Consider the following 23,958-nt stretch of genomic DNA (forward strand, 5'->3'; position numbering starts at 1 on the left):
TTGGGTAAAGCTGAATTAACTCAGATACACTATTAAATTCATTTATTTCAAAATAATTAATATATCTAACAGAAATATCTGTTATGGTTAAACTATCTGTAGTAATTAACTGAAAATGTTCCCAATATTTGATTAATGATAAAAGCATATCCTCATAATCACGATATTCATTTATTTGGTGATATGATAGAGAGCCTTTTCTCATTTGTAAAATTTCATTCTCTTTTTTTAGATGAAACCCACTATTATCCTTTAGTACATTTACTCCATTAGCTGTAATCTGAAATTCATTAGTTACAGTAGGTTTCTTTTCTTCAAAATGATTTTTAATAAAGTCTAGATTAACAAAATTTTCAAAACAATTTTTGTCTACGATTTCACCATAGGAAATAGAAAAAATTATTTCTTTAATAGGGGTGTCTTCTAATTTTGGGTATTTCATAGTTTCTGTATTCAGAATGAAATCGATTGTTTAAATTTAATACTTTTTTGTTAATATCTCGCAATATAACAATATTTTTAACGTACAGATCTTTATTCAGAATTAATATAAAATATACTTAAGCTATAAGCTCCCCATTATTCACCTTTTCAGAAGGTTGAACAAAAGCTAATTTACCATCTGGTGTATCAGTCATTAAGATCATTCCTTGGCTTTCTACGCCACGAATCTTTCTCGGTGCTAAGTTGCATAAAACAGTTACTTGTTGCCCAACAATATCTTCTGGTTTAAAGCTTTCAGCAATACCAGAAACGATTGTACGAACATCCATACCAACATCAACCTTTAGTTTTAATAACTTTTTAGCTTTCGCTACTTTTTCAGCTTCTAAAATAGTTCCAACACGCATGTCCATTTTGGTAAAATCATCAAACTCAATGGTGTCTTTTTGAGGTTCTACCACTTTGTTTTCAGCTTCATTCGCTTTTTTAGTAGCTTCAAGTTTATCCAATTGTGTTTGAATAGTAACATCTTCAATTTTAGAGAATAATAATTCAGCTTTGTTTATTTGATGGTTTTCAGCTAATAAAACCTCTTTTTCAGCAATGTCATTCCAAGTAAGTGAATCATCAATATTTAAAATTGATTTTAACTTTTCTGAAGTGAATGGTAAAAATGGTTCCGATACTATTGCTAAACCAGTTGCGATTTGCAACGCAACATTCATAATCGTTTTTGTGCGCTCTTCATCTTCTTTAATTACTTTCCAAGGCTCTTCATCTGCTAAATATTTATTACCCAAACGAGCTAAGTTCATCATCTCTTGAGACGCTTCTCTAAAACGATAACGTTCGATAGATTTCGCAATCACATCTGGGAATTGTTTCAATTGCTCTAAAGCATTTTCATCCGCTTCTGATAATTCACCTGCAGCAGGTACTAATCCGTTATAGTATTTGTTGGTTAATACTACCACACGGTTGATAAAGTTACCGAAGATGGCAACTAACTCATTGTTATTTTTTGCTTGGAAATCTTTCCAAGTAAAATCGTTGTCTTTAGTTTCAGGTGCGTTTGCTGTTAAGGTATAACGTAACACATCTTGCTGATTAGGGAAATCTTCTAAATACTCATGTAACCATACTGCCCAATTTTTAGAGGTAGATAACTTATTTCCTTCTAAATTTAAAAACTCGTTTGCTGGTACATTTTCAGGTAAAATAAAATCTCCATGTGCTTTTAACATTGCAGGGAAAATAATACAGTGAAACACAATATTATCTTTACCGATAAAGTGTACTAATTTCGTATCATCTTTTTTCCAATAGTCTTCCCAGTTTTTACCCTCACGAGCAGCCCATTCTTTGGTAGAAGAAATGTATCCGATAGGCGCATCAAACCAAACATATAAAACTTTTCCGTCAGCACCTTCAACAGGAACGGGAATTCCCCAATCTAAATCACGAGTTACGGCACGAGGACGTAAACCGTCATCAATCCACGATTTTACTTGACCTAACACGTTAGGTTTCCAATCGTTTTTATGCCCTTCTAAAATCCATTCACGTAAAAAAGCTTCGTGTTTATCTAATGGTAAAAACCAGTGTTTGGTTTCTTTTAAAGTAGGTACATTACCAGTGATTGCTGATTTAGGATTGATTAAATCGGTAGCATTATGGCTCGTTCCACATTTTTCACACTGATCACCATAACTTTCTTCGTTGCCACATTTAGGACACGTACCAATAACAAAACGATCTGCTAAAAACTGATTAGCTTCTTCATCGTACAATTGTTGTGTAACCTCTTCAATAAATTCACCATCGTTGTATAATTTGGTGAAGAAATCTGAAGCTGTTTTATGATGAATTTCTGCTGAGGTACGCGAATAGTTATCAAAAGAAATTCCGAAATCTTCAAAAGATTTTTTAATGATTCCGTTGTATTTGTCTATAATAGCTTGTGGAGTAACACCTTCTTTTTTAGCACGCATTGGTATTGCAACTCCGTGTTCATCTGAACCACAAATGTATGCCACGTCTTTTCCTCTTTGACGTAAATAACGAGCATAAATATCTCCAGGAACATATACCCCTGCTAAGTGACCAATATGAATAGGTCCGTTTGTGTAAGGTAATGCCGCTGTAATTGTATATCTTTTTGGTGTACTCATGTTTTTCGACTAAAATTAAACCGCAAAAGTACAAAAAAGCAATTTTTTATACTGTTATAAATTAGGTACATTTGATGGATTTTAAACTTTTAGAATCGAGAAAGAGACTTGTTTATGGAAAAAAGAATTTTCACTTTATTTTTTTTATTAATAATTACATCGGTTTATGCGCAAAATAAAACTATGAAATTAATAACACCACCATATTTACATAAAGGAGATACAATAGCTATTGTGGCTCCTGCAGGAATTTTAAAGAATAGAAAACATGTAATTGATAAAGCAAAAGAATTGGCTGAAAGTTGGGGGTTAAAAGTAGTTTATGGTAAGCATTTATTTAATCAGAATGATCATTTTGCAGGGACGGATGAAGAACGTTGTCAAGATTTTCAAGATGCGTTAGATAACCCGAATATTAAAGCGATTTGGGCTGCACGTGGTGGATATGGTTCAGTTAGGATTATTGATAAATTAGATTTTGCGAAGTTTAAACAGCATCCTAAATGGATTGTTGGTTATTCTGATATTACAGCTTTTCATAATCATATTCATAATTTAGGAATAGAAACGCTACATGCTATGATGTGTACAAGTATGGAAGAAAAACCAGAAGAACTTGTACAAACCATTGCTACTTTTAAAAAAGCATTATTTGGAGAGGAATTACGATATTCAATTCCTTCTTCAAAAGAGAATAGAGTTGGAAATGTATCGGGAGAATTGGTAGGAGGTAATATTGCTATTTTAGCTTCGATGTTGGGGTCGGATAGTCAAATTTCTACTGATGGTAAAATTTTATTTATTGAAGAAATAGGAGAGTATAAATATTCGATTGATCGAATGTTGCAGAGTTTAAAACGTGCAGGGTATTTTACAAAGGTTAAGGCTATTATTGTAGGTGATATGACCAAGATAAAAAGAAACACAACTCCGTGGGGAAGTTCAATTGAGCAGTTAATTTTAGAGGTTGTTCCAAAAGATATTCCTATTCTTTTTAACTTTCCTGCAGGGCATGAGCCAGACAATAGGGCATTGATTTTAGGAAGAGAAGTTTCTTTAAGTGTTCAAAAAGAAACTTCTACAGTATTATTTAAGTAATTTAATTTTTGTCTTTTCTAGTGTTTATACCAAATAAACGATATAACGGACAAAAATTAACAAAACTGGTGATTAGCAAAATAATAGCTAGTACAAGCAATATGTTGCCTAAAACGCCTGAGATAATTTCAAAGTAAGATAGAGCTGCAATAAGTAAAGCAATTAGCGTTCTAATAGCCTTGTCGGTGTTTCCCATATTTTTTTTCATGGTAAATAGTTTTAAGGTTATTCAAATATAAGTTTTTATATGGCACAACACAATGAGCTTGGTAAGAAAGGAGAGCAGTTAGCAGTTGATTATCTATTGAAAAATGGGTATGAAATTGTTGAAAAGAATTATCGTTTTCAAAAAGCAGAAGTAGATATTATTGCTCAAAAAGACGATTTGTTAATTGCTGTTGAAGTGAAAACAAGATCGTCTATCGATTTTGGTAATCCTCAAGATTTTGTGAATCCGAAGAAAATAAAATTACTAGTAAGTGCTATTGATAATTATGTAAATGACCGAGATCTAGATGTTGAAGTTCGATTTGATATAATTGCTATTTTACGAGAACAAGGAGCGTTTAAAATAGAGCATATTAAAGATGCCTTTCTATATTTTTAAAGTATAAAAAAAGCTCAACAAATAATTCTGTTGAGCTTTTTTTGTGAGGTTTTAATTGAGTGGATTAATTGTTTTTACCACTATTAAAATATTTTTCTACATCTTCTTCGTGATCAGGCATTGCAATAATTTTCTTGTCTTTGTCTAATATGAAATAAGTAGGTGTACCAAGTAAGTTGTATTTTTTTACCGTTTCATTATCAAACTTGTAATCAGGATGTGTTCCTATTGCATTATGCCACTCAGGTAAATCTTTAACGAATGCAGTCCATTCAGCAGCATCGTCTTCTATACCAAAAGAAATAACAGAAACTTCTTTATGCGTTTGCATGAATTTATATAATTCAGGTATTTCTTTTACACAGTGTGGGCAACCTGTACTCCAAAATACTAATAAGTACTTTTCTCCGTCATTTAAAGTAGATAATTTTAACTCTTGCCCGTTTTCTTCCCAAGAAAAATCTGGAGCAGTTCTACCTACAGTTGCAAGTAAAACGTCTAATTTTTCTTTTTTAAACTCCGCATCTTGATCTTTAGCAGGTAACTCATCAAAATATTCTTCAAACATCCAATCTACAAGAGGACCGTTTCTTTTATCGGTAAGTGCGCTAATTAAGTAGTAAGTAACAGCCTTTTCTAATTTATCTGAAGAAATTTTCTTCATTACATTTTCAATAGACTCTTTAATTAACTTTTGTTGTACTTCTCTATCTTCAGAAAAGTTTAAATAGAAAACATAGTCGTTAATTTTATCAATTAAAAAAGAAGAGTTGTATAGGTCTTCGTTTTTAAAATCTACATACTCAAAAAAGTTTTCATTAGTAGCAGATAAATAATCTTTTATATTGTCGTGAGGATTGTATGAGTTATAACGACGAGATGCTTTTATAAAGCTGTTTACCAACATTCCTTCCGATTTGTTTTCAAAGTTTTTTTGAATATCTTCAAGCTCTTTAATTTCTTTCTTGTAAGCTTTTTTAGCTTCTTTATCTTCAGTTTCTATGTAAGAAGCTTGTAAAGAATCTATTTTTTTTTGTACTGCGTTATAAGCTTGTAGGTATTCACTATACAATTTATTTTCTCTAGAACTTGTAAAAAGAACCGATTGATCTGGGTATTTTGGGTTGAAAATAAATTCAATATTTTCATTGTTGAAGAAAAAATCAACAAAACCTGCTCCTCTAGTTCTGTATACTGCACGATAAGCACCAGGTTTAGCATTTTCGCCCAAATCAAAATTAAACTTACCTAAAACTTGCTGGCTTCCGTTAATATTTACGGTATCTAACTTTATGTTTGTGAAGGCAACATAATCTTGTTTTGCGCCTTCTATTTTATAAAGAGCTATTTGGTCACTTTTCTCTGGAGGAGTCATAGTACCTTTAACAGAATATTGAGCGTTAACTAGTGGTGCGGTAAATATTAATAGAGCGAGTAATTTTTTCATCATAATATTTTAAAGGGTTACTTACAAGGTTTTAAAACTAGGTATTTACAAACTTCTATCCAAGAAGTATACCACTTTTATTTTTTCTTGTGTACTTTAGAGATGTTTTTTTAATTGTTTGATAACATGAAATTTAAAGATCAAGTATTTTGGATTACTGGTGCTTCATCAGGTATAGGAAAATCTTTAACTATTGAATTGGCTAATCTAGGAGCAAAATTAATTATCTCTTCAAGAAACGAGAGTGCTTTAATTGAAGTAAAGAATCAATGTAAGTTTCCTGAAAAGGTTGCTATTCTTACGTTAGATTTAGAGGTTTATGAAAGTTTAGCTAGTAAAGTAGCCAAAGCTATTTCATTTTTTGGAAGAATTGATGTTTTAGTAAATAATGGAGGAATTAGCCAACGATCATTGGTAAAAGATACTTCAATTCAGGTTGACAAACGATTGATGGATGTTAATTATTTAGGAACGGTTGCTTTAACAAAGGCTTTATTACCTCATTTTATTGAAAATAAATCGGGGCATTTTGTGGTAACTACGAGTATAGTAGGAAAGATTGGAACTCCATTACGTTCAACCTATGCTGCTACCAAACATGCATTGCATGGTTTTTTTGATAGTTTACGAGCTGAACATTTTAAAGATAACATTCATGTAACTTTAATTTGCCCTGGTTTTGTAACTACCAACGTTTCAAAAAATGCGTTGACAGGTGATGGAAGTCCGCAAAATACGATGGATACAGCCACAGCAAACGGTATTCATCCTGATGAGTTTACTAAACAAATGCTAAAAGCTATTCGAAACAAACGAGAAGAGGTATACATCGGCGGAGTTAAGGAAAAGCTTGGAGTTTATACCAAACGTTTCTTTCCGAAGTTATTATCAAAAATGATTCGAAAATTAAGCGTTACTTAATTGAAAAAGTCAATTACTTCAAAATAGTTAATAATAGCTTCTTTCATTAAAACCGATTGTTCTCCTGGTTTTAAAGTTGGAAGCTCAGTTAATGTTTTATAGTGAGGCCAACCATCATTATCAAAAAAATCGAATTCATAGTATCCGTAAGGCTCTAACAACTTACAAATTGCTATGTGCATTAGGTTAACTTTCTCATCTTTTTTAAACTTTCTATGACCTTGTCCGAGTTCTTGAACACCAATTAAATAAATAATTCCATCTATATTTAATTCATCACCGTCAGCAAATTGTTGTGATAATTGAGTTACCACGAAGTCCCATTTTTCTTTTAAGTTGGTTTCTTTAGTCATTTGTGTTTTTTAGAAAAAGCAAAGATACAAATGAGTTATGTATATTTGAGCATGTAATTTGTTTTCGCACTTATGAATACTTTTGATATTATTATTACAGCTTTGTTGCTCTTCGGTTTTGTAAGAGGTATTATGAAAGGGCTTTTTGTTGAAATAGCTTCGTTGGTAGCCTTGGTTGCTGGAGTTTATGGAGCGATCCACTTTTCGTATTTTATTGGAGATTGGTTGAAGAACAGTGTTACTTGGGATGAAAAGTATATTTCTCTAGCGGCTTTTGCAGGAACTTTTGTGGTAATAATTGTAGCCATAGCATTATTAGGAAAAATTTTAACCAAAATAGCTGATTTTGCTTCACTTGGAATTTTAAATAAGATTTTAGGTGGTGTTTTTGGAGCGTTAAAAATAGGGTTGATTTTAAGTGTAGTTTTTATTTTCTTCGGAAAAATGAATGACACCATTCCGTTTGTAAAACAAGAAAGTTTAGAAGAGTCTATTTTATACAAACCCGTAAAAAAAATAGCACCAACTATTTTCCCATCAATTATTAAAGATGAAGAAAAGGAGGAGGGAGAAAAGAATACTTTAGAGTTAGATCTCAATATATAAAAACAAAAACGGATGAAAAGTTTCATCCGTTTTTGTTTTTTAGTCTAAATGGTAAATTTCCATAATACCCTCTAAGATGCGTTCAAAATCGATGTTTAAATCGATGAGGTTTCCTGTTTTAATATCAAAAACCCAACCATGTACTTTTAAACCTCTATCTCTGTAAGCCTTTTGTACAGCTGCAGTTTTAATAAGATTAACACATTGTTCTTGTACGTTTAAATCAACCAAGCGATCGTAACGTTCATTTTCATCTTCAATTTTATTCAATTCATCTTTATGTAAGCGATATACATCTCTAATATAACGTAACCAAGGATTTAATAAACCTAAATCGGCAGATTGCATTGCAGCTTTTACACCACCACAAGAGTAGTGACCGCAAACCACAATATGGTTAACTTTTAAATGTTCTACAGCATATTCAATTACTGAAGCAGAATTCAAATCGATTGCAGGTACCATGTTGGCAATATTTCTGTGTACAAAAACATCACCAGGGTCAAGACCCATTAAGTCTTCGGCAGAAACTCTACTATCTGAACATCCTATGTATAGTAATTCAGGATTTTGTCCTTCGTTTAATTTTTTAAAATAGTCTTTATCGGTAGATAGCTTGTTTTTTACCCACTCTTTATTGTTATCAAAAATTTTAGATAGATTCATAGTTGTAAATATTACTCGTTAGAAGAGTTTTCACCACCGTTCTGTATTTGGAGGGAAATAATTTTCGAAGTTAATAAAAAAAGAGAACCTAAAATTAAATTTAGATTCTCTTTGAGGTGTAAAATTAAGAGGGATGATTCTTATTCAAAAAAAGTAACAGCACCGTCTTCAATGTTATACATAGCTCCAACGATCATAACCTCACCGTTTTTATGCATATCAGCTAGTACTTCACTTTCGTTTAAAATTCTATCAATAGTTAATTGTACGTTCTTTTCAGCAACGTTATTTACAAACTCGATGTTAGAAGAGTTTCTTAAGCTTTCATCTTTTGGCTCAGTTACAGCTTCTACAGCTGGGTTTTAATTTTACCTAACATGGCGGTTAAGTTACCTAACTCAGCATTATCACAAGCTCCTTTAACGGCACCACAACTTGTGTGTCCTAATACTACGATTAACTTAGTACCAGCTAACTTACAAGCAAACTCCATACTACCTAAAATATCTTCGTTTACAAAGTTACCAGCAATTCTTGCGCTAAAAATATCTCCTAAACCTTGGTCGAAAACTAATTCAGCAGAGACTCTAGAATCGATACAGCTTAAAATAGTAGCAAAAGGAAATTGTCCTTCTCTAGTGTCGTTAACTTGCTCTAATAAGTTACGGTTCGCTTTTAAGTTATTTTGAAATCTTAAGTTTCCTTCTTTTAAATATTGTAATGACTTTTCAGGAGTCATAGTAGCTTGAGTTTCTTTAGTATGTGCTTTCATGATTTATATTTTTATAAAATTATTTATGTCTTTTTTATTGAATACTAACAATCCTTTGAATAGCGTATTGTAGTAAAAAGTGTTTTTATTTTTGTTGTAACCTTTAAATAAGGTATTATGCTGCTTTTGGTCTTAACTTAAAGAATTTAATGAAGCTATCTGGGTTTTCAACTTCACCACGTTCAGAAATAAGTTTAATGTTAATATTTCTTTCTTTGGCTTTAAATGCAAAATCTTCTAATATTTCGATAATATCGTTATCTAAATATCTTGTCTTACGTACATCTAGTTCTAAATATGTATCTCTTGGTAAACTATCTAACTCTTTTAAGATAGCTCCTTTGTTAAAGAATGTAACTTCTTCGGCAAGTGTCATTTTTATTTTGTGTACGCCATTACTTTTGTCTTCAATGTGTAAGAAGTGTGAGTTTTGGTAGCTTTTAATTAAAATAACAACTACTCCTACTGCTAAACCTAATGAAATACCAGTTAATAAATCAGTAAAAACAATACCTAAAACTGTTACCATAAAAGGTACAAACTGCTTCCATCCTAAAGTGTACATTTGTTTGAATAAGCTTGGTTTTGCTAATTTGTAACCTACTACTAATAAAATAGCGGCTAAAACTGATAAAGGAATTTTGTTTAATAAAGTTGGAATTAAAATTACCGATATCAACAATAATAAACCGTGAATAATAGTAGACATTTTAGATTTTCCTCCTGATTGAATGTTAGCAGAACTTCTTACGATTACCTGAGTAATTGGTAAACCTCCAATTAAACCAGATAAAATGTTTCCTGTTCCTTGTGCAACTAATTCTCTATTGGTTGGAGTTACATTCTTTTCAGGGTCTAATTTATCAGTAGCTTCAACACAAAGTAATGTTTCTAAACTCGCAACTAAAGCAATAGTAAAAGCAGTTACCCATACTTCATAATTGGTAATAGCGCTAAAATCAGGGAATGTAAACTGAGCTAAGAATGAATCAACACTTTCAGGAATTGGTACACTTACTAAGTGAGAAGCTTGAATAGCTAATGTTCCGTCTCCTTGAGTAAGGGTAAAGAAAACGATACCAGTTACTACCGCTACTAATGGTCCTTGAATGATATGAAATAACTTTCCTTTTTTACTTAAAACTTTATCCCAAAGAATTAAAATAGCTAAGCCTATAAAACCAATAACCATTGATCCCATGGTAATATTATCTACAATATTAAAGATTGCAGAAAATGTATTTTCACCAGAAGCTTCAATAAAACTATCTGCTCCTTCTGGTTCAGCATCATATCCGAAGAAATGAGGAATTTGTTTTAAGATAATGATAACTCCAATACCGGTAAGCATTCCTTTAATTACAGATGACGGAAAGTAATATCCGATAACACCAGCTTTAAGAACTCCGAAAAGAATTTGAATAATTCCTCCTAATACTACAGCTACTAAAAAGTTTTCATAACCTCCTAAAGAACCAATAGCTGTTAATACAATAGCTGCTAAACCAGCAGCAGGTCCACTAACTCCAATTTTAGAGCCACTGATAGCTCCAACAACAACACCTCCAACAATTCCTGCAATTACTCCTGAAAAAAGAGAGAGTTGGGCTCCACTAGCCAAAGCAATACCTAAACATAAAGGTAAGGCTACAAAGAATACGACGATACTTGCAGGCAAGTCGCTTTTAATATTTTTAAACATAATGTATGTGTATATTTTTATACTCCAAATGAAAAATTTAGAGTGTATTTTAAAATGTAAATGAATTATTTATTACTTATTAGGTTGAGCCAAGGTAATATGTAACAAGCCTTATCTCAAAATAACGTTGTTTTTATTCACTAAGCATCACACGGAGTTTTATTCCATGAAATAATTAGCCAAAAAATTAAGCAGTAAAAAATTCGGGAGGTGGGGTGAGAATTTTAGGATATTGAGAAACGTAGTTTTTAGATTGAAAACGCACGTTTTTCTTTTTTTGAATAGTCTTGTATAAAAAAGAGATGTAATCTTTGTTAGGGTGTGCTTTTAATTCAGCAACCTTAACATGTTTTGTATTCTCTTCTTCTTCACTTAAACTTAAGAAGATAGTAATATCTTGGTCTTTATCTACCAATGTAATTATCGAAGGAGTAACAATAATTCCAGCGAATAAAACAACAAAAAATATGGCGATTTTAGATTTCAAATACTATAACTATTATAAGTTCAGCTGCAAAAGTAATTATTTTTTTAAAGCTAAAATGTTATAATTCTTTTAAATTTTCAGATTGCGTCCAACCTATTTTGCCATCGGCTAGTTTTATTTTCTTCCAATTATCTACCGAATCTAACACAAGAATTTTAGTGCCTTCGTGTAAAGTAAAGACTTCATCTGAGTTATTTGTAGGCTCGTTACTAACCGAAACTACTTCCGAAAAAATAATAGCTTCTACAGTGTTTTTTGATTGATTGTATTCAGTGTATGTAACAATCAAAGATGTAATTAAAAGTAAAAAAGAGATAATGCTAGTTGTAAAATATAACCTCTTTTTATTTGGGGTATAAGCAAAATAGAAAAGTAAAAAGAATACAGAAGCAATGAACGAGATTATTACCGTAAGGATAGCCCAAGTGTTGTAAGCTAGCTTTTGTAAATAGTTTTCATTGAATTTTTGCAATACAGACTTAGGTAAGGCTTCAATTCTATCTAAGGTTAATCGTTTTGCTAAAACTAAATTGTTTTTAGCATCTTCGTTTAAAGGATTTAGTTTTAATGCTTTTTCGTAATTGTAAATTGTAGGAGCCACTTTATTTAGCTTGTAATAACAGTTTCCTAAATTGTAATACAGTTCAGAAGAAACAATGCCTTGACTTTGAATTTGCTCGTACAATTTAACTGCCTCTTCGTAATTACCTTCTTTATACAAAGAATTAGCCGTTGAAAATAAATTGTCGGTGTTTTGTGCTAACGTACTAATTGACACAAAAAAGAATAATAATATAGCTAGCTTTCTCATTATAATTGTCGGTCTAATTGCGTTATTACTTGTTTTGCCTTTTCGTACTCTTCTTTCATTTGTACGTTGGTAATAGGAGTGTATCGAGCAAAATCACAATTATTAAAAACATCGATAAAACTATGTATTGTTGTGTTGTCTACATTTTTATTGGCCAATAATTCAGTGATTTTTTCACGACTGATATCAGAGGTTTCTACGCCTAATTTTGCTTTTAAATAATTGTGTAAAGCTCTTTCTAACGCTTCATAAAAAGCTTCTTTATTACCTAGTTGTTTTTGAGCTTCCGATAAGTATTTTTTAGCTAGTTTATCTGCTTTTCTTAGTTTGTTTCCTAAAACATCACTATTACGTTCTTCTTTCTTTTTATGAATAAAAATTCCAATAGGAATTGCTACAATAGGAAGTAATAACAAAATATAAAATAAAGTAGATTTAAAGAAATCTTCTGTTTGTATAGGTTGGAAATTAGTTGATGTTTGAATATATCTAAAATCACTACCTGTAATATTTACATTTTGTTTGGCTACCTCATTGGTGTCTGAATCCTTAGGGATTTCTTTTCCTTCTAAAACATCAACATATAAATCTTCAGTTGTAATTGTTTGATATACCTCTTCTTTAGGGTTGAAGTATGAAAAACTAACCTTCGGGATTTTATACTTTCCTTTAAATTCTGGAACTACAGTGTAGCTGTCGGTAACAGATCCTTTTAGCCCGTCAGAAAGAACACTAACACTTTCTTTTCTTTCTGGTTGGTATACTTCTAGCTCTTTAGGGGTTTCAATTTTAGGAAGTTCAAATAATTTTAAATTTCCTTTTCCGTTAACGGCAACTTTAATTTGAGATGATTCGTTTGCTTTTAAAGTGTTTTTACTAAGAGAAACATCAAAAGAAAATTGCCCTACTGCTCCTGTAAAATCTTCTGGTTTATTTTGAAGAGGTAATGCTTTTGCGTTGATTACTTTTTTTACTGAAGAAAACTCTTTACGAACTTGACGTGTAATAAGATTGCCAAAAAAGTCTGCTTTTCCAGTAGGTACAGCTACGACAACATCCATTTTCATAGGGTCTATTGTTAGCTTACCTGAAGTTGTTGGGATTAATAAAGCTTTATGTAAAACGGCGTAACGATGACGTTCTCCATTGTAAGTGCCTATTTTAACTTGAGTTCCATTAATTTTTATCTCTTGGTTCCAAAAACCATTGTATTGTGGTGCTTCTGTAATTCCAAAATCATAAACGCTCACATTATCGCTAACATACAGACGATATTCTATGTATACTCCTTCACCTACATAAGGTTGTGTTTTAGAAACTTCTGCAACTAAATGTATGTTTTGTTCGGCAATATAATTCGGATCGTTTGGGTTTTTAGGAATGTCTACAGCATCTAATACAATAACTTTTACAGGATTAGATTTGATGGTTTCTCCTTCAATTTCAATGCTTGCAGAAGGAATGTTATGTTCTCCTTTTCGTAAAGGTTGAAGAATATATGTATACGATTGATTGAATGAAACCTTACCATTAATCCAAGATTGACTTACCGATTGACTTGGACCACCAACAATTTTAAAATTAGTGAAGTTTGGTGGTTTAAAATTATCGGCTCCTTGTTTGTTGATAGAAAACTCAATACGTAGTCGCTGGTTTACTCCCAATTTGTTTTTACTAACCGTAGTCGTTAATGCAGTGTCTTGTGCACTAAGAGCAATTGTTATAAAACTAACTAATAACGTTATGTATACTTTCAACTTCATACTTATTTTTCAAAAATGCCTAAAAGTAATTAAGATTTTAACAACTGAAAAATTACCAGTCTTTTTCTTGTTTTACTTTTCTTCCTTTTGATTTTTGCGCATTCATTTTCTTTTGCGTCTTATTTTCTTCGTTGTTCAAACTCTCTAGCAGTTGTTTCATTTGCTCAGGAGTCATGTTACCTTGTTGAGGTTTAGGTTGTTGGTTTTGTTTGTCTTTTTGGTCTTGATTAGGTTTTTGCTGATTGTTTTGATCATCATTTTTTTGATCTTGGTTATCATCCTTTTTGTCCTTATCGTCCCCTTTTTGATCTTTATTTTTATCGTTTTGTTTGTCTTTGTTGTCTTGCTCTTGCTGATCTTTCTTCTGTTGATTCTGATCTTTGTTTTTATCCTTGTCGTCCTTTTGATTTTGCTGCTGTTTTTTAGCTTCTTTTTGAGCAACCGCTAAGTTATATCGGGTTTCATCATCATTCGGGTTTCTTCTTAAAGAATTTTTAAAAGCTTCTACAGCTTGCTCGTATTGTTTTTCTTCCATCATAGCATTACCAATGTTGTGGTAAGCTTCAGCTTGCTCTATTTTGTTTTTTGAAGTTTTGGTGGTTACTTCAAACTGCTCAATAGCTTCTTTGTACTTTTTTTCTTGGTATAAAGTGTTTCCGAAGTTATAACTCGCTTTTTCATACTTACTGTTTTTGCCTAAGGCTTTTCGGTAAGCAATGGCAGCATCGCTATATTTTTCTTTGTTGTATAGTTTGTTTCCGTCTCGTAATAAAGCACGCGCTTCACGCTGTAACTTCAACGTATCTTGTTGTGCGTTTACCGTAGCCGATAAAGCAAAAGCAAGGATTATTAGGATGTTTTGTAAATTTTTCATTCTATCATTCAATACTTAACGGAGTTTACGACTCCTCATTAAATAAATCTACTTTCTTTAACCATTTGGTTTTTTTGTCAAACAAAAACATATCGAGAATTAAAAACAACAGCCCAATAGCTACAAACCATTGAAATTGGTCTTTGTAGTCAGAGAATTGTTTAGTTTCAAACTCACTTTTTTGTGCATTACCAATAATTTTTTCGATAGCCTCCACTGGATTTTCAGTTTTGTTTCCATCGAAATATTGTCCGTCAGAAGCATCAGCAATTCCTTGTAAAACATCGGGTTTACGTTGGGTAATTACTGTTTCTCCCATTCTATCTTTTTTATAACCAATAAGTGCGCCATTTAATTTTATAGGAATTGGACCTCCTTTTTCAGTACCTACACCTACGGTGTATACTTTTACACCTTCGTTGGCAATATTTTGGGCAACTTGTTTAGTTTCTTCTTGATGATCTTCACCATCAGAGATTATGATTAAAAAGCGATTGGTTTGCTCGTCGTTATCGTAATAAGTTTTTGCTAAGTTTAAGGCTTCGTTTATAGCAGTACCTTGACTTGAAACCATATCAGGGTTTGCATTTTGCAAAAACATTTTTGCTGCGGCGTGATCGGTTGTTATTGGAAGTAACGGATACGCATTTCCTGCATAAATGATAATACCAACTCTATCACTTCCTAATTTATCGATTGTTTTAGAAATAATTTGTTTAGCTTTTTCTAGTCGATTGGGAGCAATATCTTCTGCTAACATACTTTTAGAAACATCTAAAGCAAAAACAACATCAACACCTTCTCTTTTTACAGTTTTAAGTTTGGTCCCCATCTTAGGGTTTACCAAAGACAGAATTAAAAAAGACAGTCCTAAAATAAAAACAATCAATTTTAAAACGGATTTAAAAGTGGAAGTGTTTGGTGCTATTCTGGTTAAAAGAATAGTGTTTGCGAATTTTTTCTGTGTTCGTTTTTTCCACCATAAAACCAACAGGAAAACCACAACTATTATGGGAATAATTGCAAAAAGGTAAAAATATATTGGTTCTTCTAGTTTGTACATCCTTCGGATAGTTTAATTGTTGATGTGTTTAATGGTTTAACTGTGCTTTTCGTAAAGAATTCAAAACTACACAACTCTATATAAAACTCTTAAACAGTGTGTTTTTCAGCAAAAACTCTAGTAATAAAAAGATTCCTGCTAAGAACACGAGTAAGCGATATTTTTCAGAATAATTATAGTATTTAAACTCTTCTATTTTTGTTTTTTCTAGCTTGTCAATTTCGTCGTAAATTTCTTTAAGCTTCGTATTGTTTGTGGCTCTAAAATATTTTCCGTTGGTTTCGGAAGCTATATGTTTTAGTAAGGCTTCGTCAATTTCTACAGGTTGATTTTTAAATGAAATCTTACCTGTTCTTGGGTCTCTTGCCCAAGGTACAGGAGCCATTCCGTTAGTTCCGATACCAATAGTGTATACTTTTATTTCGTTACCTTTTGCTAGCTCCGTAGCTGTTTTAGGATCAACAAAACCAGCATTGTTTACTCCGTCTGTTAACAGAATAATTACTTTACTCTTTGCTTCACTTTCTTTTAATCTGTTTACGGCAGAACCTAAGCCCATTCCGATAGCAGTACCGTCATCTAATTGTCCCCATTTAATTTCAGAAATGGTTCTTTTTACAATGGATTTATCACTGGTGATAGGGGTTTGTGTGAAGCTTTCACCAGCATACACAACAATACCAATACGATCGTTGGGACGGCGATTCACAAAATCAGTAGCTACTCTTTTCAAAGCTTCCAGTCGGTTTGGTTGTAAATCTTTGGCTAACATACTTGCCGAAACATCAATAGCCATTACAATATCTATACCGCGATTTGTTTTTGTTTTCTTGCTAACAGCTACGTTTCTTGGACGAGCCAAAGCAATGATTAAACAAGTCAATGCAAGTAGTCTTAACAAGTACAGTAAAGGTTTTAATTTAGGTAAAATAGAACCTTGTATTTTAAAACCTTTGGTGCTTGACATTTTTAATTTTGCACTATCTTTTTTTCGGCTATAGAAACTCCAAAAAGCTAATAGAGGAATCAATATCAGTAACCATAAAAACTCAGGGCTATGAAACTCAAAATTATTCCACTTCATCTTCTTCTATTTGTTTTTTTGGTTTCAAATTATCAATAATAAAGGTAGCATTTTTACGGTCTCCCTCGATTTCATGAGATAAAGGTTTTGACTTTGCAAACTTTACTAAATCGGATTCTTGTAATAAACCTTTTAACTTTTCAATAGTTTCTTTCGTTGTTTCTATTGATTTTGTGTCGTTAAAGTCTTTTAAAACACTAATTAATTCATCTGTAGTGCTTTCTAAAGCAGGGACATGTAACTCTCGTTCAATATACCCTCTAATAATGTCGGTTAACTCGCTGTAATATTGTTTTACTTGATTATTCTGCCACAATAATTTTTTATCTAGCTCTTCTAATTTTTGCATTGCTTCTTCATAAGGAGCCAATAACGGAACAACAACTTTTTCTTGTTGTTCTTTTTTCTTTTTGAAAACAAAGAAGTAGAGTAGTAGTGCAATAATAGCTAAAGCTATCACAGCCCACCAGATATACTGTTTAAAATCATCAAATTGATACGGTTCTCCTTTAATTCCTTTAATAGGGAATTTTTTAACCTTGGTGGTATCGATAGGAACAGTAGCAACATTTACAAGTAAACTATCAGTTAAATAGGCTTGATTTCTAATAAATATTTGCTGCCTAGGAATGTAAAATGCACCACTATCAAATCCTGTTAAAATATATTTTTGAACCAATTTATTTTCAATAGTGTCAATTTTTAGGGTATCGATTACTTCCAACCCTTTTAAATCTTCTAACTTAGGGATGATGACATTTTCGGTAGCATCAACAGATATTTTATATTGAAATTGTTCTCCAATTCTAATGCTGGTAGTGTCAATTTCAGCTTTTACCTGAGGTTGTTGTGCAAAGGTAAAAGAAGCTAAAAACAAGCATAAATAAAAAAAGTTGTATTTCATTCTTATCCTTTTCTTTTAAAATAACCTAATAATTTACGCACATAGCTTTCATCAACTCTTGTGCTAATAGTGCCTGCGCCACTTTTTGTAAACGAATTTTCAAAATAATCAGCTAAACGCAAAGCATTTGCTTTGTAATGTGTTCTTACATTTTTAGAACTCGTATTTACCAAATGTGTTTTACCTGTCTCTGCATCTAACATTTGAACCATTCCTAAATTCGGAATTTCTTCATCGTGTTTGTCGTATACGCGAATACCCGTTACATCGTGCTTATTACCAACAATTTTTAAAGTACGCTCATAATTATCATCCATAAAATCAGAAAGCATAAAAACAATAGCTTTCTTTTTCATAATGTTGGATAAAAACTTTAAAGCCTCACTTATGTTGGTTTGTTTGCTTTTTGGTTGAAATTCTATAAGCTCACGAATAATTCGTAATACGTGACTTTTTCCTTTTTTAGGCGGAATATATAACTCAACCTGATCAGAAAACAGAATTAAACCAACCTTATCGTTATTTTGAATGGCAGAAAATGCTAATGTTGCGGCAATTTCAGTAACTGTATACTTTTTAAATTGTTCAGAAGTACCAAAAAATTCAGAACCTGAAACATCGACTACCAACATCATAGTAAGTTCGCGTTCTTCTTCAAAAACTTTTACATAAGGTTCATTGTAACGCGCGGTAACATTCCAATCGATTGCTCTAATATCGTCTCCGTATTGATATTGGCGTACTTCAGAAAAAGTCATACCACGCCCTTTAAAGGTTGAGTGGTATTCTCCTCCAAAAATATGATTAGACAACCTACGTGTCTTAATTTCTATTTTTCGAACTTTTTTTAGTAATTCTTTTGTATCCATTTTTTCAATTCTCAGTTAACAGTTATCAATAATCAGTAAAAATATATTCAGCTGATAATTGTTCATTGATAATTGATTAAGGTACTTGTACTTCGTTAATAATAGAATTGATAATATCTATTGAAGTAATGTTTTCTGCTTCTGCTTCGTAAGTAATTCCAATTCTGTGGCGTAATACATCATTTACCACAGCTCTAACATCTTCAGGAATTACATATCCTCTTCGTTTAATAAACGCATAACATTTTGCTGCTTTTGCTAAAGCGATACTACCACGAGGAGAAGATCCAAAACTAATTAATGGTTGTAATTTTTCTAGGTTATATTTTTCAGGGTAACGAGTTGCGAAAATGATATCTAAAATATATTTTTCGATTTTTTCATCCATATACACCTCATTTACTACCTGACGAGCTTTGATAATTTGTTCTATAGAAATTACAGGATTTATTTTTTGAAAACTTCCATTTAAGTTTTGACGCATGATAAGTTGTTCGTCCTGTAATTTTGGATAGTCAATTACAGTTTTTAACATAAAACGGTCAACTTGCGCCTCAGGAAGAGGGTATGTACCTTCTTGTTCAACTGGGTTTTGAGTTGCCATTACTAAGAAGGGTTCATCTAGCTTAAATGTTTCGTCACCAATTGTAATTTGACGTTCCTGCATGGCTTCTAATAAAGCAGATTGCACTTTTGCTGGTGCACGGTTAATCTCGTCAGCTAATACAAAGTTGGCAAAAATTGGTCCTTTTTTAATTGAGAAGTCATTTTCTTTTACGTTGTATATCATCGTACCTACTACATCGGCAGGAAGCAGGTCTGGAGTAAACTGTATACGGCTAAAACTTGCGTCAACAGCTTTAGAAAGTGTATTAATAGCTAATGTTTTAGCCAGTCCAGGAACACCTTCTAATAAGATATGACCGTTTCCTAAAAGCCCTATAAGTAATCGTTCAATCATGTGCTTTTGACCAACAATTACTTTATTCATTTCTGTAGTTAATAAATCTACAAAGGCACTCTCTCTTTCTATTTTTTCATTGATGGCTCTTACGTCTATATCCATAGTATTTGAAATAAATTAGAATTTTATGAAACAAAGCTACAATAATAAGAAAATAAGAGTTGTTAAAGTATGGTTAAAGGTAATATGGGTGTTTCTTGTAATATTTCGTTAACAAAACAACTTTAAATATTAAGTTTTCAGTAAATTATAACAGTATATTTAGTTTTTTTATATAAATTTAACAGAAATTAACAATCGTATATGGACTGAAACTTAATGAATGTACTTATGGATAAAAAAAGCAAAATATTTGTTTTCATCTTATTGATGTCTTTCACATCAATGATTGGACAAACAATTAAAGGTAAAGTAACAGACGGAAATGGGGTTCCTCTTGCTTTTGTAAATGTTCTAGAAAAGGAGACCGTTAACGGAGTGAGTACAGACGAACAGGGTGAATTTGTACTCAATGTTAAACAGATGCCTGCTACGTTAGTGTTTTCTTCAGTAGGTTTTACCACGTTAGAAAAAACATTATACAATGTTTCTTTTATTACTGTAGTTTTAAAAGAAGATAATGTTTTGGAGGAGGTTGTGTTAACAGGTAACCGTGCTAAGCCTAGAACAATTTTAGACTCTGCAGTACCTATTGATAATGTAAGTGTGAGAGAGTTGCAAGCTACAGGTCAAACAAATATAGACCAAATGTTAACGTACACAGTTCCTTCTTACAATTCAAGTAACCAAACAATTTCTGATGCAACTGCGCATTTTGATCCTGCCGATTTGCGTGGGTTAGGGCCAAGTAGAACTTTAGTTTTGGTGAACGGAAAGCGTAAGAACCAAAGTGCTTTAGTATATGTAAATGATACACCAGGTAAAGGAGAAGTTGGAGTAGATATGAAAAGTATCCCTACTGCTGCTATTGAAAGGGTAGAAATTTTACGTGATGGTGCATCTGCTCAGTATGGTTCTGATGCCGTCGCAGGAGTTGTAAATATTATTTTGAAGAAAAATATTGAATTTACTCAAGTAAATGTAAACTCTGGAATTACAAAAGAAGGAGACGGATTTAATATTGATGGAGATGTTAATCATACATTTACCTTTGGTGAAGGAGGTTTTGTGAATACTACATTTGGCTTAAGTTATCAAGAGAAAACCGATAGGGCTGGAGAACCAGGAAAAGATGATTTGTTTGGTGTAGATAACCAGTGGACAAGAGATAATCCAGATTTAGGAATGATTATTGGACAACCAGAAATGAAAAAAGGAGATTTGTTTGTGAATGCAGAATATCCTTTAAATGAGAATACTACACTATATGGTTTTGGAGGATTTAATATGCGTCAAGGTAAAAGCTTTGCTCTTTATAGACCTCCATATTGGATTACAGATGATTTTGGGTTGTTAACACCTCCGGGAGAAACTTATGATGGATTTCAACCAACTTTTGAAACAGATATTCAAGATATTTTGTTTACAGCAGGGAGTAGATTTAAGTTAGGAGGATTTAATGCAGATTTAAGTGGTAGTTATGGTCGTAACTCTGTTGATTATACAATAGGTAATACTATTAATGTAAGCTTGGGAGCTAACAGTCCTACTTCTTTTGATGCAGGAGCATATGCTTTCAGTAATATTGTAGGGAACTTTGATATGAGTCGTTCTTTTGGAGATGTAAGTATAGGGTTTGGTGTTGAAGCAAGACAAGAACGATTTGAAGTAACAGCTGGAGAGGAGGCTTCGTATATTGATGGTGGAGCACAATCATTTCCTGGTTTACAACCTGGTAATGCTTTAAATGAAACAAGAACTAACGTAGGTGGTTATGGTACATTAGATTGGGATGTTTCAGAAGACTTTTTAATAGGCGGGGCAGTTCGTTATGAGAATTATTCAGATTTTGGAGATAATTTTTCATGGAAAGTAAATTCTAGATATAAGTTAGGGGAAGCAGGAGTGTTAAGAGCTTCATATAGTACAGGATTTAGAGCGCCATCATTACATCAGGTATATTTGAGTAATGTACAAACTTTAGTTTCAGGAGGTACTATTTCAAATCAAGGAACATTCAATAATGTAAGTCCAGTGATTAGAGATTTAGGAGTTGATCCGCTATTTGCTGAAACTTCTGAAAATGTTTCGGCTGGTATTACGGTAAAGGCTTCGAATGACTTTACAATTTCGTTAGATTATTACAATGTTAAAGTAGATGATAGAGTGGTGTTTTCTGGAGAAATTGGAGGTACTGATGATGACGGGAATCCAAATGCAGATGTTCAACAGATTTTAGATGATAACTCAGTAACAAGTATTAAGTTTTTTATCAATGCTGCTGATACTAAAACAGAAGGTTTTGATTATACAATGCGTTATAAAAACATTGACTTTGCAGCAGGTAAATTAGGATTAAACTTAGCATTAAACATCAATAAAACTAAATTAGAAGGAGAAGTAAAAACTCCAACTAAGTTAGCAAATTATAAGAATGCTATTTTTAATAGAAAAGAACAATCAAGAATTATTAGTGCAAGACCTAATACTAAACTTTTATTTGGGGCTGATTATAAGTATAAAAAGTTTACAGCCTTTTTAAATAACACATACTTTGGAGAGGTAATGTGGCAGCATGCTACAGATCCAGGTAAAGATCAAACATTTAGTGGAAAGATAATTACAGACATCTCTTTTGGGTATGAGTTTTCTGATATGATTTCTTTCAATGCACAAGTAAATAATTTATTTGATGTGTACCCAGACGAAATTGATACAAAGGGAGATGTTGTAACTGATTTAGGAGGTCGTTTTAAATACCCTTGGGAAGTAAACCAATTTGGATTTAATGGGATGACTTTTAAAGCAGGATTAACCTTTAAGTTTTAAGCTTAATTATTTGATAACAAAAAAGCACCTTTTTGAGGTGCTTTTTTATGAATTATACTTTTTTAAAACTAATTTATCATTTTCAAAAACCGCATAGGTGTAATACTGAATCCAGTCACCAGTATTCAAATAAGTACTATCCTCTTTAAGTTGAATCTCTAATGGCAGGTGTCGGTGTCCAAACACAAAATAATCGTAGTGTTTAGTTTCTAATTTACGTTTACAATATTGTACAAGCCATTCATTGTCTTCGCCTAAAAATTTAGCGTCTTCATCACCAGAAATCAATTTGTTTTTAACCGACATGTATTGTCCTAATCGAACACCTAAATCAGGATGCAACCACCGGAATAACCATTGGAATAAAGGAAAGGTAAATACTTTTTTCATGCGTTTGTATCCTTTATCTCCTGGACCTAGTCCATCACCATGACCAATCAAAAACAATTTATCGTTGATTTTGAATTCTTGAGGAGAGTGATATACAGGAATGTTTAATTCCTTTTCAAAATAATCACGCATCCATAAATCGTGATTCCCGACAAAAAAGTAAATCGGAATACCACTGTCTTTTATTTCTCCGAGCTTACCTAAAACGCGAACAAAGCCTTTAGGTACTACAGTTTTGTATTCGAACCAAAAATCAAATAAATCACCTAAAATAAAAATAGCCTCAGCATCTTTCTTAACTTCGTTTAACCATGCAACAAACTTTTGTTCACGAGGAAAACTAGCCTCAGAAGTCGGAGCTCCCAAATGTTGATCGGAAGCAAAATAAACTTTTTTATTATCAGAAGTGTTGATTGAAATCAAATCGTAAATTTTGGTAAAAATAAGTATTTTACTCAGAGTTAGCACAAACAAATTTTGGCTACATTTGTTTAAGAACTTACATGAATCCACGTATATGAATCCGTTTGATGATACTTACTTTATGAAAAAAGCCTTACAGGAAGCCGAAATTGCTTTTGATAAAGGAGAAGTTCCAGTAGGTGCGGTAATCGTTTTTAACAATCAAATTATTGCTAGAGCGCATAATTTAACTGAGTTGTTAAACGATGTTACGGCGCATGCCGAAATGCAAGCGTTTACTGCAGCAGCAGATTTTTTAGGTGGAAAATATTTAAAAGACTGTACCTTGTATGTTACACTAGAACCTTGTCAAATGTGTGCGGGAGCAAGTTATTGGACTCAAATAGGAAAGATAGTGTACGGAGCCAGTGAACCAAAGCTTGGTTTTAGTGTATTGAAAACAAAACTACATCCAAAAACGAAAGTGGTATCTGGAGTTTTAGAAGAAGAATGCGGGTTTTTGTTGAAGAAATTTTTTATTGAAAAACGCAATTTGAATTAAGTTGTCATTCCTGCGTAGGCAGGAATCTTTTTTAGGATGCGAAGCTGAAACGAGTTCAGCTTGACGAAAA

Annotated in this window: 23 protein-coding genes and 1 pseudogene; 6 read left to right on the forward strand and 18 right to left on the reverse strand. The window is 32.3% G+C overall.

Going from position 1 to position 23,958, the window contains the following annotated elements; translation table 11 throughout:
* A partial coding sequence (locus OU788_RS06725; protein WP_274634450.1) for a TIGR04255 family protein occupies nucleotides 1-442 on the reverse strand: 442 nt, incomplete at its 3' end.
* Between the two features lie 118 nt (nucleotides 443-560).
* Nucleotides 561-2,615 carry a methionine--tRNA ligase gene (gene metG, locus OU788_RS06730; RefSeq protein WP_274634451.1) on the reverse strand — a complete coding sequence of 685 codons (2,055 nt, stop codon included), beginning with the start codon at nucleotides 2,613-2,615 and terminating at the stop codon, nucleotides 561-563.
* 183 nt (nucleotides 2,616-2,798) lie between these two features.
* On the opposite strand from metG, the gene OU788_RS06735 reads away from it, so the two are divergent.
* A complete protein-coding gene (locus tag OU788_RS06735) occupies nucleotides 2,799-3,713 on the forward strand; it encodes a S66 peptidase family protein (RefSeq protein ID WP_342454920.1) in 915 nt (304 codons plus the stop codon).
* Between the two features lies 1 nt (nucleotide 3,714).
* Here the strand turns inward: OU788_RS06735 and OU788_RS06740 are convergent, their stop codons facing one another.
* Entirely contained in the window at nucleotides 3,715-3,921 is a 207-nt protein-coding gene (locus tag OU788_RS06740; protein ID WP_274634453.1) for a YgaP family membrane protein, read from the reverse strand.
* Nucleotides 3,922-3,960: 39 nt separating this feature from the next.
* On the opposite strand from OU788_RS06740, the gene OU788_RS06745 reads away from it, so the two are divergent.
* Nucleotides 3,961-4,320: a YraN family protein gene (locus OU788_RS06745; protein WP_274634454.1), complete on the forward strand. Its 360-nt coding sequence runs from the start codon at nucleotides 3,961-3,963 to the stop codon at nucleotides 4,318-4,320.
* A gap of 64 nt (nucleotides 4,321-4,384) precedes the next feature.
* Here the strand turns inward: OU788_RS06745 and OU788_RS06750 are convergent, their stop codons facing one another.
* Nucleotides 4,385-5,767, reverse strand: coding sequence for a TlpA family protein disulfide reductase (locus OU788_RS06750; protein WP_274634455.1), 1,383 nt, complete (start codon nucleotides 5,765-5,767; stop codon nucleotides 4,385-4,387).
* A 126-nt stretch (nucleotides 5,768-5,893) separates the two neighbouring features.
* On the opposite strand from OU788_RS06750, the gene OU788_RS06755 reads away from it, so the two are divergent.
* Nucleotides 5,894-6,688 (forward strand): SDR family oxidoreductase, encoded by a 795-nt coding sequence (locus OU788_RS06755; protein WP_274634456.1) that lies wholly within the window; start codon nucleotides 5,894-5,896, stop codon nucleotides 6,686-6,688.
* Here the strand turns inward: OU788_RS06755 and OU788_RS06760 are convergent.
* Entirely contained in the window at nucleotides 6,685-7,041 is a 357-nt protein-coding gene (locus tag OU788_RS06760; protein ID WP_274634457.1) for a hypothetical protein, read from the reverse strand. The two genes, OU788_RS06755 and OU788_RS06760, sit on opposite strands and share 4 nt — an antisense overlap.
* Before the next feature lie 72 nt (nucleotides 7,042-7,113).
* Here OU788_RS06760 and OU788_RS06765 point away from each other — a divergent pair, with 72 nt between their 5' ends.
* Entirely contained in the window at nucleotides 7,114-7,647 is a 534-nt protein-coding gene (locus OU788_RS06765; RefSeq protein WP_274634458.1) for a CvpA family protein, read from the forward strand.
* A 39-nt stretch (nucleotides 7,648-7,686) separates the two neighbouring features.
* Here OU788_RS06765 and OU788_RS06770 read toward each other — a convergent pair whose 3' ends face one another.
* The 12 genes and pseudogenes from OU788_RS06770 to OU788_RS06825 all read right to left on the reverse strand — a co-directional run bounded on the left by OU788_RS06770 (nucleotide 7,687) and on the right by OU788_RS06825 (nucleotide 19,708).
* A complete protein-coding gene (locus OU788_RS06770) occupies nucleotides 7,687-8,313 on the reverse strand; it encodes a carbonic anhydrase (protein ID WP_274634459.1) in 627 nt (208 codons plus the stop codon).
* 140 nt (nucleotides 8,314-8,453) lie between these two features.
* Nucleotides 8,454-9,085 (reverse strand): annotated as a pseudogene (locus tag OU788_RS06775) (carbonic anhydrase family protein).
* 115 nt (nucleotides 9,086-9,200) lie between these two features.
* Nucleotides 9,201-10,787: a SulP family inorganic anion transporter gene (locus OU788_RS06780; RefSeq protein WP_274634460.1), complete on the reverse strand. Its 1,587-nt coding sequence runs from the start codon at nucleotides 10,785-10,787 to the stop codon at nucleotides 9,201-9,203.
* 187 nt (nucleotides 10,788-10,974) lie between these two features.
* A complete protein-coding gene (locus tag OU788_RS06785; protein ID WP_274634461.1) occupies nucleotides 10,975-11,274 on the reverse strand; it encodes a hypothetical protein in 300 nt (99 codons plus the stop codon).
* A gap of 58 nt (nucleotides 11,275-11,332) precedes the next feature.
* A complete protein-coding gene (locus OU788_RS06790; protein ID WP_274634462.1) occupies nucleotides 11,333-12,085 on the reverse strand; it encodes a tetratricopeptide repeat protein in 753 nt (250 codons plus the stop codon).
* Nucleotides 12,085-13,848, reverse strand: a complete 1,764-nt coding sequence (locus OU788_RS06795; protein WP_274634463.1) for a BatD family protein — start codon at nucleotides 13,846-13,848, stop codon at nucleotides 12,085-12,087. Before OU788_RS06795 ends, OU788_RS06790 begins: the two co-directional genes overlap by 1 nt.
* Before the next feature lie 52 nt (nucleotides 13,849-13,900).
* Nucleotides 13,901-14,722, reverse strand: a complete 822-nt coding sequence (locus tag OU788_RS06800; protein ID WP_274634464.1) for a tetratricopeptide repeat protein — start codon at nucleotides 14,720-14,722, stop codon at nucleotides 13,901-13,903.
* A gap of 25 nt (nucleotides 14,723-14,747) precedes the next feature.
* A complete protein-coding gene (locus OU788_RS06805; protein ID WP_274634465.1) occupies nucleotides 14,748-15,785 on the reverse strand; it encodes a VWA domain-containing protein in 1,038 nt (345 codons plus the stop codon).
* Nucleotides 15,786-15,861: 76 nt separating this feature from the next.
* On the reverse strand, nucleotides 15,862-16,869 hold the full coding sequence (locus OU788_RS06810; protein ID WP_274634466.1) for a vWA domain-containing protein: 1,008 nt from the start codon (nucleotides 16,867-16,869) through the stop codon (nucleotides 15,862-15,864).
* Nucleotides 16,856-17,773 carry a hypothetical protein gene (locus tag OU788_RS06815; protein ID WP_274634467.1) on the reverse strand — a complete coding sequence of 306 codons (918 nt, stop codon included), beginning with the start codon at nucleotides 17,771-17,773 and terminating at the stop codon, nucleotides 16,856-16,858. Before OU788_RS06815 ends, OU788_RS06810 begins: the two co-directional genes overlap by 14 nt.
* Nucleotides 17,774-17,775: 2 nt before the next feature.
* Nucleotides 17,776-18,642, reverse strand: coding sequence for a DUF58 domain-containing protein (locus OU788_RS06820; RefSeq protein ID WP_274634468.1), 867 nt, complete (start codon nucleotides 18,640-18,642; stop codon nucleotides 17,776-17,778).
* A gap of 76 nt (nucleotides 18,643-18,718) precedes the next feature.
* A complete protein-coding gene (locus tag OU788_RS06825; RefSeq protein WP_028891401.1) occupies nucleotides 18,719-19,708 on the reverse strand; it encodes an AAA family ATPase in 990 nt (329 codons plus the stop codon).
* Nucleotides 19,709-19,936: 228 nt separating this feature from the next.
* Here OU788_RS06825 and OU788_RS06830 point away from each other — a divergent pair, with 228 nt between their 5' ends.
* Nucleotides 19,937-22,534 carry a TonB-dependent receptor gene (locus OU788_RS06830; RefSeq protein ID WP_274634469.1) on the forward strand — a complete coding sequence of 866 codons (2,598 nt, stop codon included), beginning with the start codon at nucleotides 19,937-19,939 and terminating at the stop codon, nucleotides 22,532-22,534.
* A gap of 45 nt (nucleotides 22,535-22,579) precedes the next feature.
* Here the strand turns inward: OU788_RS06830 and OU788_RS06835 are convergent, their stop codons facing one another.
* On the reverse strand, nucleotides 22,580-23,347 hold the full coding sequence (locus OU788_RS06835) for a UDP-2,3-diacylglucosamine diphosphatase (protein ID WP_274634470.1): 768 nt from the start codon (nucleotides 23,345-23,347) through the stop codon (nucleotides 22,580-22,582).
* Nucleotides 23,348-23,441: 94 nt separating this feature from the next.
* On the opposite strand from OU788_RS06835, the gene OU788_RS06840 reads away from it, so the two are divergent.
* Entirely contained in the window at nucleotides 23,442-23,888 is a 447-nt protein-coding gene (locus tag OU788_RS06840) for a nucleoside deaminase (RefSeq protein WP_274634471.1), read from the forward strand.
* Nucleotides 23,889-23,958: the final 70 nt, after the last annotated feature.

Origin of the sequence: Tenacibaculum sp. L6 (assembly GCF_028823685.1) — a bacterium.
Classification (GTDB): Bacteria; Bacteroidota; Bacteroidia; order Flavobacteriales; family Flavobacteriaceae; genus Polaribacter.